The 14,936-nt window shown below is 63.0% G+C and carries 13 protein-coding genes; 8 read left to right on the forward strand and 5 right to left on the reverse strand.

Annotated elements, in window-relative coordinates; genetic code table 11:
* Positions 1-109: 109 nt before the first annotated feature.
* The 6 genes from INF32_RS05755 to INF32_RS05780 all read left to right on the forward strand — a co-directional run bounded on the left by INF32_RS05755 (position 110) and on the right by INF32_RS05780 (position 6,050).
* On the forward strand, positions 110-1,948 hold the full coding sequence (locus INF32_RS05755; protein ID WP_226387408.1) for a DNA/RNA non-specific endonuclease: 1,839 nt from the start codon (positions 110-112) through the stop codon (positions 1,946-1,948).
* A 138-nt stretch (positions 1,949-2,086) separates the two neighbouring features.
* Entirely contained in the window at positions 2,087-2,569 is a 483-nt protein-coding gene (locus INF32_RS05760) for a GNAT family N-acetyltransferase (RefSeq protein ID WP_226387409.1), read from the forward strand.
* 159 nt (positions 2,570-2,728) lie between these two features.
* A complete protein-coding gene (gene gmd, locus INF32_RS05765; protein WP_226387410.1) occupies positions 2,729-3,892 on the forward strand; it encodes a GDP-mannose 4,6-dehydratase in 1,164 nt (387 codons plus the stop codon).
* Positions 3,893-3,897: 5 nt separating this feature from the next.
* Positions 3,898-4,983, forward strand: coding sequence for a GDP-L-fucose synthase family protein (locus INF32_RS05770; protein WP_226387411.1), 1,086 nt, complete (start codon positions 3,898-3,900; stop codon positions 4,981-4,983).
* A gap of 30 nt (positions 4,984-5,013) precedes the next feature.
* The gene (locus INF32_RS05775; protein WP_394368330.1) at positions 5,014-5,355 is read left to right on the forward strand and encodes a GNAT family N-acetyltransferase; all 342 of its coding nucleotides are present in this window, start codon (positions 5,014-5,016) and stop codon (positions 5,353-5,355) included.
* Positions 5,356-5,519: 164 nt separating this feature from the next.
* Entirely contained in the window at positions 5,520-6,050 is a 531-nt protein-coding gene (locus tag INF32_RS05780; RefSeq protein WP_226387413.1) for a PaaI family thioesterase, read from the forward strand.
* A 141-nt stretch (positions 6,051-6,191) separates the two neighbouring features.
* On the opposite strand, the gene INF32_RS05785 is transcribed toward INF32_RS05780, so the two are convergent.
* The 3 genes from INF32_RS05785 to INF32_RS05795 form a co-directional block, all read right to left on the reverse strand.
* Complete coding sequence (locus INF32_RS05785) at positions 6,192-7,376, reverse strand: C1 family peptidase (RefSeq protein ID WP_226387414.1); 1,185 nt, start codon at positions 7,374-7,376, stop codon at positions 6,192-6,194.
* 37 nt (positions 7,377-7,413) lie between these two features.
* Positions 7,414-9,336, reverse strand: a complete 1,923-nt coding sequence (locus INF32_RS05790; RefSeq protein WP_226387415.1) for an NAD(+) synthase — start codon at positions 9,334-9,336, stop codon at positions 7,414-7,416.
* Between the two features lie 173 nt (positions 9,337-9,509).
* The gene (locus tag INF32_RS05795; RefSeq protein WP_226387416.1) at positions 9,510-9,902 is read right to left on the reverse strand and encodes a hypothetical protein; all 393 of its coding nucleotides are present in this window, start codon (positions 9,900-9,902) and stop codon (positions 9,510-9,512) included.
* An 80-nt stretch (positions 9,903-9,982) separates the two neighbouring features.
* Between INF32_RS05795 and INF32_RS05800 the strand changes: the two genes are divergently transcribed.
* The gene (locus INF32_RS05800) at positions 9,983-10,609 is read left to right on the forward strand and encodes a hypothetical protein (protein WP_226387417.1); all 627 of its coding nucleotides are present in this window, start codon (positions 9,983-9,985) and stop codon (positions 10,607-10,609) included.
* Here INF32_RS05800 and INF32_RS05805 read toward each other — a convergent pair.
* Complete coding sequence (locus INF32_RS05805; protein ID WP_226387418.1) at positions 10,606-10,860, reverse strand: hypothetical protein; 255 nt, start codon at positions 10,858-10,860, stop codon at positions 10,606-10,608. The genes INF32_RS05800 and INF32_RS05805 overlap by 4 nt on opposite strands.
* Before the next feature lie 52 nt (positions 10,861-10,912).
* Here INF32_RS05805 and INF32_RS05810 point away from each other — a divergent pair, with 52 nt between their 5' ends.
* Complete coding sequence (locus INF32_RS05810) at positions 10,913-11,542, forward strand: hypothetical protein (RefSeq protein WP_226387419.1); 630 nt, start codon at positions 10,913-10,915, stop codon at positions 11,540-11,542.
* Here INF32_RS05810 and INF32_RS05815 read toward each other — a convergent pair.
* On the reverse strand, positions 11,539-14,925 hold the full coding sequence (locus tag INF32_RS05815) for a hypothetical protein (protein ID WP_226387420.1): 3,387 nt from the start codon (positions 14,923-14,925) through the stop codon (positions 11,539-11,541). The two genes, INF32_RS05810 and INF32_RS05815, sit on opposite strands and share 4 nt — an antisense overlap.
* Positions 14,926-14,936: the final 11 nt, after the last annotated feature.

A 14,936-nucleotide genomic window follows, 5' to 3' on the forward strand; every position in this document is an offset into this window, starting at 1 on the left:
GTGACTTGTCCCGGCCGGACGCCCCGTTTTACCTTTGGGAAACGAACCGGGAAGCGTCCTCCCGCCCCGTACGCACGACCGTTTTTCCACTTCATAAAATTCATTTCGCATGAAAAAACTCTACTATTATCTGTTTCTGCTCCTCGTCATGGTCACCGGAACGGCCTGCGACGACAAGGAGACGGACGACGGCACCCTCCCGGAGGCCGCCCTCACCGTCACGCCGGAGAGTCTGACATTCGACGAATCGGATGCCTCGAAGAACCGGATCACGGTCGTCTCCAACGTGATCTGGGAAACCTCCCTGAGCGACCGGTCGCTCAGGATCGACAAACGGAACGGCTTCGAGGGCGAACGGGTCATCACCGTCACCGACATGCCCCGCAACAAGACCTGCACGCTCACCGTCTTCACCCAGAAGCGCCACGAGAACGACACGCAGGTCTCCCGCACCGTCACGATCACCCGCGGGGACGGACTGCCCCCGTTCACTCCCGAGACGCTCTATGCCGACAACCTGGACAAGGCCGAATGGAGCGGCACCGGATTCCCGTTCCTCGACGCCTGGGACGGCTACATCAACGCCACCGGCAGCGGCGTCACGGCCGGAGGTTTCTCCTACACGGGCCGCACGGTCTCCGTCCGCAGCAACTTCGCCTCGTCGGGCTATCCCGGCGCATCGGGCAGAAACGCCTTCTACTTCGGCGGAGCGGACGCCTACGTGACCACGGGCGAGATCGCACTCGGTGGCACCTCCTCGCCGCTGGTGCTCACTTTCGGCTGCTGCAAATCCCCGGACAGCGACTTCGACGCCGCCTCCGACCTGAAAGTGTACCTCAGCGGCGACGGCAGCGCCATGACCCCGCTGGCCTACACGCGCAGCACCTCTTCGGGCTGGTCGCAGGCCACGGCCGTGTTCGATTTCGAAGAGGTGCCGCAGAAACTCCGGATACGGTTCGTCGCCGACGAATACAACGTCCGTCTCGACGACATCTCCCTCGCCACCACGGACCGGACCCCGACCCAGACCGTCGTGTTCGCCCCCGCGAAGGACTATCCGCTGGCCGAACTGCCCTCGAAGGTGGAGAAGACCGACTACAAATACATCACGCACTACGCCCAAACCGTCACCACCGGGCAGCGCGTGCGCAACTACACGGCCTGCTACGACACCCGCCGGCACAATCCGGTGTGGGTGGCCTATCCCTACCATCCCTGCTACAAGGAGGGGGGCTACGGACGTACCGATCCCGACCCGTGGCGTCCCGACCCGGAAATGACCGAGAGCGAACAGTCGGTCATCTACGCCAGCGACTGGAACGCCTGGCCGTGGAGCTCCGGCGGAGGCGCAGCCGCCGACCGGTACCAGTACTGGTCGTACAGCTCCAACGTGGGACGCGGTCACCTGCTGGCCTCCTCCCACCGGGGCGGCGCCAACAGCGAACTGAACATACAGACCTTCTACCCCACCAACATCGCCCCCGAGAGTTACCTCTACTACGACCACTGGAGCACCGTCGAGCAGCTGATGCCCGACTACTGGAACTGCACCGACACGATCTACACCGTGGTGGGATGCTACTACGAAAACGACGACAACATCTGCTACGACGCCTCGAGCGGTTCCACCCAGTCCGCCAAATCGAAGCCGTGCGTCATCCCCACGGCCCGGTACAAGGTCTTCCTCCGCACCAGGAGCGGCTCCACAGGCAAACCGGTCCAGGAGTGTTCGGCCGACGAACTGATGGCCATCGGCTTCTGGTTCCCGCAGAACCTCGGAGGACAGACGCCCGGCGCGGTCCCGCCCCTGAAGGAGTACATCTTCCCGGTGAGCGAGATCGAGAAGAAGCTCGGAGGCGAATTCACCTTCTTCCCCTCGGTCCCCGCGGGCGTGAAGGAGACCTGCAACATCGCCGACTGGCCCCAGCTGCAAAGCAAGGCCGACTGACGACGCCCACCCGATCCATCCACATAGCGTCCGGATACGGGAAATCCCTCGGGGATTTCCCGTATCTGTCTTTCCGGCGGGCGGAACGGAAGAAATAAATCGCTATTTTCGCAGCAGTATATCCAACCGTAACACGCCATGAGAAAAGAGAACCTCTCCGTCACGATCCGAACGCTTCCGCCGGACGAACCCGCCCCGGAAGAGTTGCTGCACCTGGCCGACGAATCGCCCGAATCGGTCGGCGAATGTCTCGCGCGCGGCGTCTGCCGCATCGCCCGGTTCGGGGAACGGACGGTCGGGGTGAGCGTCCTGCTGCGCACCCGCCCCTTCACGATGGAACTGGCCGCCCTGGCCGTGACGCCCGGTCTTCAGGGCCGGGGCATCGGCCGGCAGCTGATCGCCGACGCCGTACGGTGTGCCCGGGAAGCGGGCTGCCGCATCCTCGAAGTGGGCACGGGCAATTCCGGTATCGGCCAGCTGGCCCTCTACCAGAAATGCGGCTTTTCGATCGTCTCGGTGGACACCGACTACTTCCGGCGCCACTACCCCCGGCCGATCGTGGAGAACGGCATCGAATGCCGCCACATGATCCGGATGAGAATGGAGCTCGAAGAGCGGTGACCCGCGGCCCGGCCGGCAAGGGAGGGCCGTTCGCGCCGCATCCCGCACCGCCCGGACCCGAAAAGCGGGTCCGGATTGCAAATAAGTCGGATTAAAACCGTACCTTTGGGCGGTAATTGAAAAATATTCGGTATCTTTCGTAAGATAAAAGACCCACCCATGCAGAAAACAGCACTCATCACCGGCGTAACGGGCCAGGACGGAGCCTACCTGACCGAGTTCCTGCTCAAGAAGGGATATGTCGTCCACGGCATCAAACGGCGCAGTTCGCTTTTCAATACCGACCGCATCGACCACCTCTACCAGGACCCCCACATCGAGAACCGCAACTTCATCCTCCATTACGGGGATCTGACCGACTCGATGAACCTGACGCGGATCATCCAGGAGGTGCAGCCCGACGAAATCTACAACCTGGCGGCCATGAGCCACGTGAAGGTGTCGTTCGACACGCCCGAATACACGGCCAACGCCGACGGCGTCGGCATGCTGCGCATACTGGAAGCCGTGCGCCTGCTGGGTCTCACGGAGAAGTGCCGCATCTATCAGGCCTCCACCTCGGAGCTCTTTGGACAGGTGCAGGAGATTCCCCAGAGCGAACGGACCCCGTTCTACCCCCGCAGCCCCTATGCGGCGGCCAAGCTCTACGCCTACTGGATCACAGTCAACTACCGCGAGGGCTACGGCATGCACGCCTCCAACGGCATCCTCTTCAACCACGAGAGCCCGCTGCGGGGCGAGACCTTCGTCACGCGCAAGATCACCCGGGCCGCCTCGCGCATCGCCATGGGCATGCAGGAGGTGTGCTACCTGGGCAACCTCTCCTCGCAGCGCGACTGGGGCCACGCCAAAGACTACGTGCGGGCCATGTGGATGATCCTCCAGCAGGAGAGGCCCGACGACTACGTGATCGCCACGGGCGTCACCACCACCATCCGCCGTTTCGCCGAAATGGCCTATGCCGAGGCGGGCATCACGCTCGAATTCAGCGGCGAAGGCACCGGAGAGAAGGGCCGCATGGTGGCCGTGGACGAAGCCCGTTTCGCCGAACGGGTCGGCGAGGAGTTCCTGCCGGGCATCCGGGAGCGGATCGCCTCGCCGGAACGGAACGTGGTGATCGCCGTCGATCCCCAGTATTTCCGCCCGACGGAGGTGGAGCTGCTCATCGGCGACTCGACCAAGGCCCGCACCGTGCTGGGCTGGAAGCCTGAATACGACCTGCCCGCGCTGGTGGCCGACATGATGCGCAGCGACATCCGCCTCTTCAAGCGCGACAGCTACCTTCGTGCCGGCGGCTACAAGACCCTGGAATATTTCGAATGACACCTATGGACAGACAAGGCAAGATATACGTGGCCGGCCACCGGGGACTGGTGGGTTCGGCCATCGAAAAGAACCTGCGCGAAAAGGGTTACACGAACATCGTGACCCGCACCCACGCCGAACTCGACCTCACGGACCAGGCGGCCGTGGCCCGCTTCTTCGCCGAGGAGCGGCCCGACTACGTCTTCGTGGCCGCCGCCAGGGTGGGCGGCATCATGGCCAACAGCATCTACCGGGGGCAGTTCATCTACGAAAACATCGTGCTGGCGGCCAACATCATCCACCACGCGTGGCTCAACGGCGCGAAGAAACTGCTCTTTCTGGGCAGCACCTGCATCTATCCGCGCGAAGCGCCGCAGCCCATGCCGGAGGATTGCCTGCTCACCTCGCCGCTGGAGTACACCAACGAGCCCTACGCCGTCAGCAAGATCGCGGGCATGAAGATGTGCGAAGCCTACAACATGCAGTACGGCACCGACTTCATCGCCGTGATGCCCACCAACCTCTACGGACCGAACGACAATTTCGATCTGGAGCGTTCGCACGTCCTGCCGGCCCTGATCCGCAAGATGCACCTGGGACATGCGCTGGAGAGGGGCGACGAAGCCGCCCTGCGGGCCGATTTCGACCGGATGCCGGTCGGCAGGACGGACGGCGGCGACCTGCAGGCCGTCCTGGCCGAAATGGAGCGCTACGGCATCCGCCGCAACCCCTCCACGGGACGGGTGGAGGTGGAGATCTGGGGAACGGGCACCCCGCTGCGCGAATTCCTCTGGAGCGAGGACATGGCCGACGCCTGCGTCTGGATCATGGAGCACGTGGGCTGGGCCGACCTCTCGCGCGGCATGAAGGAGCCCCGCAACTGCCACATCAACATCGGCACCGGCAAGGAGGTGAGCATCCGCACGCTGGCCGAGACGATCGCCCGCAAGGTGGGGTTCGGCGGCGACATCGTGTTCGATCCCTCGAAACCCGACGGCACGATGCGCAAGCTGACCGACCCCTCGAAGCTGCACGCCCTGGGATGGACGCACCGCATGGAGCTCGACCGGGGCATCGAGACCCTCTACGACTGGTACCTGAAAAAGTAGCTCCGGTCCCGTCGCTTTGGTACGGTTTTTATACCTGTATGGACGGAGTATCCGAAACCGCAAAACGAAACCGACATGGAATATAAAGTGACACACCGCCCCGGGCGCAACCGCTTCGAAACCGAAGAGAACGGCCTGACCGCCTTTCTGGAATACCTCCCCTACGACGGGGGGCTCGATCTGATCCACACCATCGTTCCGGGCCCGATGCAGGGCCGGGGCGCAGGCGCAGCACTCGTCAGGGCGGCCCTGGAGTATGCCCGCACCCACCGGCTGAAGGTCATCCCCAGCTGCCCCTACGTGGCCGCCTACCTCAAACGCCACCCCGAAGAGGCGGAACTGGCCGACATGACGGCCGACGAAATCCGTTGACGCGGCCGGCGGTATCCGGAGCATGCGGTCGGACGCAGTGCGACCGCCCTCTCCTCCCCGGCTCATCGACCTTCCCTTCCGTTACGCCCCCTACCGTCCGCTCGGAACGTTTCGCCGGTTCATGCAAATTCCGTATCTTTGGAGGAGGAAAACGTCACGACAGTATGAAAAACGAACCCGCCCCGCGCCGCACGCTCCGCGTCACCCGGCGCCAGTACAACGCCCGCCGCTGTTTCGTCTGCGGGCTGGACAACCCCTTCGGGCTCCGCGCCCGGTTCTACGAGACCGCAAGCGGCGAACTGGTGGCCCTCTGCACCCCCGACGAACGCCACCAGAGCTATCCCCACCACCTGCACGGGGGCATCGCCTCGGCCCTGCTGGACGAAACCATCGGCCGGGCCATCTCCGTCGGGTCGGCCGAAACCGTCTGGGGCGTCACGATGGAGCTCACGCTGAAATACCGCCGTCCCGTCCCCTACGGAGAGGAGATCAAAGTCGTCGGCCGCATCGACCGCGACCGGGGCCGCCTGTTCGAAGGATCGGGCGAAATCGTCCTTCCGGACGGCACCGTGGCCGTCACCGCCCGGGGCCTCTTCATGAAACAGCGGGCCGACCAGATCGCCGGCGACGCCTTCGTGGAGGACGAATGGGGCTTCACCCCCGACGAACCGCTGCCCGAAACGATCGAATTGTAGGCGGCTCCGGAACGGGCCCGCCCGGAAAACCGCAACCGGCCCCCGGAAGCCCGCCCGCCGCAGGGAAACGCCACCCCCCTCCGCACAAAAAAACCGGCTTCGTGCCGGTTTTTTCATACGTTCCCCGAAAGGGCATCCCCTCTATTTGATTCCGAGCTTGCGGCGCAGCTCCTTCGGCACCGCATTCTTGTTGACCACCAGATTCATCGTCTTGTAGGCCACATAGGGAGCCGAAGCGTAGAAATACCCCCCATAGAGCTGCGTGGTGCCCCAGGAATTCTTCACCTTGTAATATTTATTACCGAGCGTATCGACCGCCGTACCGACGATCTGCATCCCGTGGTCGTCCGTGGTCTCCCAGCTGTCGTAAGCCTCCTGACGCATCTGCTGGGTGATCTTCTTCTCCTTGCGGATATGGTCGAAATTGAGCACCGCGGCCTCGCGCTGTGCCGGGGTCATCTTCACCCAGCGGGCCTGTTCCGTTCCTTCGAGACTCTCCACCGTCGCATCGGGCACCACGGCGAAGCCCTGGTTCCACTTGAACCCCGGTTCGCTCACGTCAGCCGCCCAGAAGATCGAATAACCGTTGTCGATGGCCGCATCGAAAAGCGCCTCGAACTCCTCCAGCGGCACATTGTAGGACATGCCCCACGCCCAGTTGTCGGGCACCTCGACGGCGAACTGCGTGTAGAAGGGATGGTGCGTGAAGGAGGTGAAGGAGACGTAGTCGTCCATGTTCAGCCCCAGCGAGGCGGCGAAACTCTCGGGCGTGTACTCCACTCCCTTGTAGGTGAACTTCTCGGGCACGGGTCCCAGATAGGTGTCCAGCAAGGCATTGAAACCTTTCTGCCAGGTGGAGGTCATCGGGTCGTTGTGGCTCCGGAGCACCGCCGACATATAGGCCTCCAGCACGGCGTCCAGCTCCTTGTGCTGGTGCTTGGCGGTGCCGTACTGCAGCCCGGTGTACACCTCCTCGGGCACGATGCCGTGTTCGCGGATCACGTTCATCACGTCGTGCGTGGCGCCCCCGCCCCCGAAATTGGCCTTACCGTGCATCCTCACGTACTTGACCGCCTTGTCGAGATAGGTGTGGCGCACCACCCACATCTCCGACAGGTCCACCGTGTCCTTCCCGGCGCGGAGCAGCTCGCTCTCCAGGAAAGCCAGCCCCGAGAAGCTCCAGCAGGTGCCGCTGCGGCTCTGGTCCTTCACGGAGGTCACGCCCACCGTCTTCACGTCCTCGAATTTGTAAACCTTACCCTTCTTCTCCTGCGCCGATACGGCCGTAACCGCCAGCGCACACAGCAGGATCAGTGTTCTTTTCATCGTTTTTTGCGTTTTTTTGAGTTTTTTATGGTTGTTTTCACATCGTATCCGTCTCGCGTATCCACGCCTCGGCCGAGGCGTCGCTCGGCATGCGCCAGTCTCCCCTCGGGGAGAGCCCCACCGAACCCACCTTCGGTCCGTCGGGCATGGCCGAACGCTTGAACTGCTGGGCGAAGAAGCGCCGGAAAAAGGTGCGCATCCATCCCCGGATCGTCTCCGCGTCGTAACGCCCCGCGAAAGCCTTCCGGGCCAGAAAGAATATCTTGGCCGGCCGGAACCCGAACCGCAGGAAGTGATACAGGAAAAAGTCGTGCAGCTCGTAGGGTCCCACGAGCTCCTCCGTGCGCTGGACGACGGTGCCGTCGTCCGACGGCGGAATCAGCTCCGGCGACACGGGCGTATCGACGACGTCGAGCAGCAGCGCCCGCACCCGTTCGTCCTCCCGTCCGGCCGCCCACTCCACCAGATGACGCACCAGCGTCTTGGGCACCCCGGCGTTGACCCCGTACATCGACATCTGGTCGCCGTTGTAGGTGGCCCACCCCAGCGCCAGCTCCGACAGGTCGCCCGTGCCGACCACCAGCCCGCCCGTCAGATTGGCCACGTCCATCAGTATCTGCGTCCGCTCCCGGGCCTGCGCATTCTCGTAGGTCACTCCCCGGTCCGAGGGGTCGAGCCCGATATCCCGGAAATGGAGCGTGCAGGCCTCCCCGATCGGAATCTCCCGCACCGTCACCCCGAGCGCCTCCATCAGCCCCAGGGCGTTGCGGTAGGTCCGTCCGGTAGTCCCGAACCCGGGCATCGTGACGCCCACCACGCCCTTGCGGTCCCACCCCAGCCGGTCGAAGGCGGCCACCGTCACCAGCAGGGCCAGCGTCGAATCGAGCCCGCCCGAAATCCCCACCACGGCGCTCCGGGCCTTCGTGTGGACCAGCCGGCGGGCCAGCCCCAGCACCTGAATCGAGAAGACCTCCGTGCAGCGCTCCTCCCGTTCCGGACCCGAGGGCACGAACGGCAGGGGATCGACCCTCCGGCCGAAATCCTCTCCCTCCGCCCCGGTGTAATCCGGCCTGCGCAGCGCCACCTCCACCTCGCGGAACGTCCGCTCCGCACCGCCGAACGTATTGGTCCTCCGCCGCAGCTCCAAGAGCCGTCCGGCATCGACCTCCGTCACCAGAAGCTGTTCGTGCAGGGAGAAACGCTCCGACTCGCAGAGCATCGTCCCGTTCTCGGCCGCCAGCACATTCCCGGCGAAGACCAGATCGGTGGTCGATTCGCCCCACCCGGCCGAAACGTACAGGTAGGCGGACAGGGTGCGGGCCGACTGCTGACGCACCAGCCCGCGCAGATAGGCGTGCTTGCCGGCCAGCTCGTCCGAAGCGGAGATATTGACCAGGAGGACGGCCCCTCCCAGCGCTTCGTGCGAAGAGGGCGGCACGGGCACCCAGAGGTCTTCGCACACCTCCACCCCGAACCGGAGGTCGCCCTCCCCGAACAGCAGATCGGTGCCGAAAGGCACCCGCTGTCCGCAGAGGACCACCTCCCGTTCGGCCATCTCCCGGCCGGAGACGAACCAGCGTCCCTCGTAGAACTCGCCGTAACCGGGCACCCAGCTCTTGGGCACCACACCCAGCACCCGGCCTCCGCCGAACACCACGGCCGCATTGCAGAGCGAATGGCCCACCGCCAGCGGCATGCCCACCACACCCGCCGCGCCGCACTCCCGCGTGCGCTCCACCACGAGCGCCAGGGCCCGTCGGGCCTCCTCCGCGAGGGTCTGCTGTCCGAACAGGTCGCCACAGGTGTACCCCGTGAGCGAAAGCTCCGGAAAAGCCACGAGGGCCGCCCCCCGCTCCGCCGCACGCAGCATGAGCGAGACGATCCGCCCCGCATTGAACACACAGTCGGCCACCCTCACCTCGGGCACGGCCGCCGCCACTTTCACGAATCCGAAATCCATACTCTCTCCCCGCATTTACTGTAAGGCAAAGTACAAATTTAGTCAAAAAAGCCGGAATCCGTAAAAAAAAGAGCCGGCACGGCAGAACCGTCCGGCCCGGGGACCCGTCCCGCCCCCCGTACAGCGCAGCGGGAGCCGGACCGGCTCCCGCTGCGTCACAAAACCGCTCCCGGTCAGACAAGCAGCGCCTCCAGCCGGTTGATCTCGGCCCGCAGCGCCTCCCGCTCCCCGTGCAGGGGCTCCGCCGGATAGGGCAGCGGCAGCCCCAGCATCATGCACTCCTGACACTTCACCACCCGGTAGTCCCCGGCAGCCAGTTCGCCCTTGAGCCGTGCGATCTCGGCCTTCACCCGGGCGGGATGATTCTCCACCACCCGCCAGTGTATCCGTATCTCGTCCGGCGTCTCCTCGTACCGGGGCTCCACCCCCTGCAATCCGGTCGTTTCCGGCTTTTCGTCCGCCGCCGCGAGCGGCTTCAGCCCGAGAGCCCCCGCTCCCGCCGCCTCTTCTTCCCCCAGCGCCGTGGAGCACAAACCTCCGTCCGGCATAATCTTCGCGTAAATCATCCCTTTGAAATTTAAATTATTATTCCTACTTTTGAATTGCACCGACCTATCCCTTTTTCCAAAAAAAACGATCGACTGCCATGAAACATATCGTCCTCCTGTTCCTCCTCTCCGCTTCGCTCCTTTCCTGCAAGAAAGAGGAGGCAACCACCTTCCCGAACCGCCTCGCCATCAACGGAGTGGCTTCGCTGTCCCGCTCCGCACGCGACCCCCAGAACCTCAAGGATACCCTCAACCGGATCGTAAAATACACGATACAAATGCTGGGAAGAGACTTCGGTGCTTACACTTTCGAATTCGGAGCTCCCGGGACAAAGAGTTGGCACAGAGACACCGTCAACGGCCGTTTCTTCTTCTGGGACATCTTCGTCCTTTCCCTCGACAAAAAGGAGGTGGGAGAGTTTCTCAAAAATGCAAAGGACGTCGTTTATCGGATACATATTAATTCGGAAGGAAACCTTGCAGGCCCTTGGTCGGAAACCAATGACCAATACTATGCAAACCTGAAAAATCCTAACGTCATTTATTATACCGACACCGTCGCCTATACCCCCAACTCCGTTATCCGCAAAGCCCGTGAAGGCGTGGAAGCTGCCCTCGCTAAGGGAGACTACAACCTCTGCCGGAAAATCTTCGACGAAGAGATCGTTTTCATCCCTATCACCGGAGCCGAATACCGGGAGTTACAAGCCCGGGGCGAGAACTAACCGCCTATACCCCAGTGGCTGACGTCCAACACGAGAAACGTGAAGTTTGCATCGTTGGCCGTCTCGTCGTCGCCCGTCCACACCACGAAGCTGTCTGTGCTTTTCCACTCGGTACGGGCATACCCGTATTCCGTGGTGAACAGCACGGCATAGTCGTCGGCCGAAGCGAACGGACGGCCCGTCACGGCCGCCCGTCCGAACAGACCATAAGTACACCTTTTCAGAACATTCCGAACCTTGCCTTTCAGCAAAATTCCCCGTACTTTTGGATTACACCGATTTTACCCCTAACGATCGACTGCCATGAAACATATCGTCCTCCTGCTTCTCCTCTCCGCTTCGCTCCTTTCCTGCAAGAAAGAGGAGGCAACCACCTTCCCGAACCGCCTCGCCATCAACGGAGTGGCTTCGCTGTCCCGCTCCGCCCGCGACCCCCAGAACCTCAAGGATACCCTCAACCGGATCGTGAAGTACACGTTGCAGATGCTGGGAAGAGACTTCGGTGCTTACACTTTCGAATTCGGAGCTCCCGGGACAAAGAGTTGGCACCGAGACACCGTCAACGGCCGCTTCTTCTTTTGGGACCTTTTCGTCCTTTCCAAAGACAAAAAGGAAGTGGGCCAATTTCTCAAAGATGCAAAGGACGTCGTTTACCGGATACATAGGGATTCCGAAGGCTGTATTTGGGGCCCTTGGTCGGAAACCAACGACCAATATTACGCCAATAAAAAGAATCCGAATATCATCACTGGCATTATCGACACCGTCGCCTACACTCCCAACTCCGTTATCCGCAAAGCCCGTGAAGGCGTGGAAGCTGCCCTCGCTAAGGGAGACTATAACCTCTGCCGGAAAATCTTCGATGAAGAGATCGTTTTCATCCCTATCACCGGAGCCGAGTACCGGGAGTTACAGGCACGGGGTGAGAACTAACCGCCTATACCCCAGTGGCTGACGTCCAGCACGAGAAACGTGAAGTTCGCATCGTTGGCCGTTTCGTCGTCGCCCGTCCACACCACGAAACTGTCTGTGCTTTTCCACTCGGTGCGGGCATACCCGTATTCCGTGGTGAACAGCACGGCATAGTCGTCGGCCGAAGCGAACGGACGGCCCATTGTGACCAGATACTGTCCCTCCTGTCCGTTATGCCGCTGCACCCACCAGCCATCAATTCCCGGCGCTCTCCAACTGCGCAAAATCTGGGGTAAAGAACCATTCACCTGCCCCGCATAGACCACCCCCGGCATCATGCCGCACCACAGTTCGCCGTCGTTGGTGTGGAGCAGCCCCGCGTTGGTCACGCGCAGACCGTAGCGGCTGTTCTCCGCGAGAAAACGCATGTTGCCCTTGGCCCGGATCAGGTCGCTGTCCGTCTCCTCCGGACGGCTCACCACCGCGAAGTAGCGGTCCGAATCCCACACCGACGCCAGTCCGTTGGCGAATATCTTGGTCACCTGCGACTGCCCGGCCACCTGAATCACATCGCCCGCCGTCCCCGGATCGAGACTCACCGTCAGCCGCACGCTCGGCCCCGGATCGGCCGGCTGGGCCGGATGCCCCGTGTAGAACAGATGCCCCCTGAAAGTCACCTGGACCGAATAGGCTCCCGCCTCCAGCTCGTAGGCCACCAGCGGGGAGATCTCCGTGTCGTAACCGGGCACCCGGCCGTTGGTCATGAAGAACGAATCGGTATAGAGCTCCTGATAGTAGGTCCCGCCCTTGTAGAGCTCTATGCGCATGTCCGTGACGATATCGAAATACTCCACCACGCCCGTCACGGCTCCGTGCACCCCGACACGCAGCGGCGGAACCTTCATCATGTACTGCCCCGTATCCGGCACCAGGAAATTGCCCAGAATCCAGCTGTCGCTGTCGTCCTTGATGTACACGCCCGATTCGCTCGCCAGCCGCGACATCGAGAACGACGTGCCGGACAGCGGCGCCGGATCGACCGACTGCACGCCCGAAATATCCTCCACGCCCGTGTAGTTCTTCCCGTGAATCATCAGCCTCGGCGTATCGGTCTCGTCCAGCATCGCCACGGAGTTGTTCTGCGAATCAATCTCGATGTGCCAGTTGTTGCTCTCGTTGGGCACGGTGGAGACCTGTTCCACCACCAGCCTCTGCGTGTCGATCGCGTCGGTCGCCAGCTTGCCGCCCTCGATCAGCGTGCGCGTCTGCCCCTTGGCGTCGATGAATTCGATCCGGCCGGCGATCTGCCCCGTCGTAAGGTCGAAATAGGCGTTCCCGTCCCGGCTGGTGATGCGCGGGGTGACGATCTGCGAGGGCGACACCTCCGTGAAGCCGTACAGCGGCGTAAAGGTGCGGCCCTGTTCGTCCTCCGTGCCGAGCATCCCCACCAGCAGGTGATAGTAGCCCTCCGTACTCTTCAGTCCCACGGCCTCCTCGCTGAGCAGGTACTCCGCACTGCCGCCCTCGGTCGAGCCTTTCACATAAAGGTAATAGCGCGTTCCGGCATCCTGTCCCGTGAAGGTCCGCCCCTCCAGGGTCCACTCCAGCGCCTGCGGCGGGGTCTGCTCCCCTCCGTCCGCCGCGCCGCGCGTCAGCGTCAGGTGCGTCACCGTCCCCGCCGGAGCGATCAGCCGGCCCTCCTCCGTGCGGAACTCCGCCCCCTCGGTCTGCGGCACGAATTCGAACTGAAGGCCCGGATCGCCCAGCGAGATCATCATCGTGCGCACCGTGATCGGGTCGATCGACTTCCCGAAGTCGAGCAGCGACTTCTCCAGCATGGAGATCGCCTCCTGCGAATCCCGGAAGCGCCGCCGGGTGAAGTTCACCGCCTCCCGGTGACGGTCCTCGGCCACCACCTCCTCCTGTTCGATGCGGCTCAGCGAGGCGGCCACCGAACCGGGCGCCGTGGTGTTCGACAGTTCGATCGTCGGGCCGTAGGGATCGTTCACCATCTCACGGATACCCGTAATGCGCATCAGCGTCCCCTCCGGAGCCAGGTCCCCGTCCCTGAAAAGCACCGGACCGCCGAGCCGCAGCCGGTCCGATATGTTCAGCCACCTGCGTTTGGCCCAGATGCCGTCCAGCTCCCCGGTGAAACTGAAACGCGGCTGTTCGTTCTCCCAGAGATACTTCACGGCCTCGCGCATCATCTCCCACGAGGCGCCCGAGCGGTCACGGTCGTTGCGGATATACTCGTAGGGCATCTCCACATGGAACACCGAATAGCCGTCCCCCTCGCCGAACACATAGGCCCCGCCCGGCATCTCCACGCCGTCCTGCATCTGCGGAACGATCCGGAAGAGTTTCCGCTCCGGATCGAAATCCGCCTCGAACTCCCGCCCGGCCAGCATACCCGACTGGAAGATCACGGTCATCGTCTCGCCCGCGATCACGCACTGCGAGAAATCCGGACCGGAAGCCAGCCTCTCGTCCCCGAATTCGTACAGGCTGCCATCCCCGGTCATCTTCACCTTTCCCTGCCAGCGGGGATAGATATTCGACAGGTCGAGGCTCTCCTCCGTTCCGCTCTGCAGCGGACGGTCGGCCCGCCGCAGGGAGAGCCCCTCCCCGTCCGCCACGTAGCTGCGGGCCGACCGGGCATCGAACCCTTCCTCGTCCTCGAAATGCACCCCGTCGTAGCGGATCGTCTGTCCGGCAGGCAGCAGCAGCTCCTTGTTTCCGTACTTCCCGGGCAGCATGTTCTTGTCGCCGCCCTGCACGTAGAGCACCTCCACGGCCTTCGTGTCGCCCACGTTCGAGCGGCCCACGCCCGGCCGGAATCCGTTGTCCCGGCCGTAGGAGAGCTCCAGCGGCGTCCCCTCTCCGCCCGCTTTCCGCAGGCTGATCGTCTTTCCCTCCACCGACCACTCCGTAGAGAAGGTCTGGGCCAGCGTCTGCAACGCATCGTAACAATAGGTGTGGTTGTAGGCCACCGGCTTCTCCGCCGCATCCACGCACTCGCCCGCCGTCCATCCCGCATCCCGCAGGTTCATGTTGTCCACGATCAGCTTCAGGTGCTCCTTCGGCCGGGCCGTGTAGGAAAACTTGAGCCGGCTGTCTCCCGGCACCGTATTGTGCACCTTGAAGCGTTTCAGACGGGCCTGGCTGGCCTCGAACACCGCCGTGTACTCCAGATTGCGGGCCCCGTTCCGCTTCACGCTCACCGGCTTTTCGAGCGTGTAGGTCTCCCCCTGGAACTCGCACCTGGCTCCCACGGGAATCTCCGCATACTCCGTCAGCGAAAAGTACAGCGTCAGCGTATGGTCCCCCATCACCGCCCGGTAGCGGTAACTGTTGTCGTTCACGTCCACATCGACGTACGTATCCGAATAATATATCCTCACGATTCTATCTT

Source organism: Gallalistipes aquisgranensis, assembly GCF_014982715.1.
GTDB lineage: Bacteria > Bacteroidota > Bacteroidia > Bacteroidales > Rikenellaceae > Gallalistipes > Gallalistipes aquisgranensis.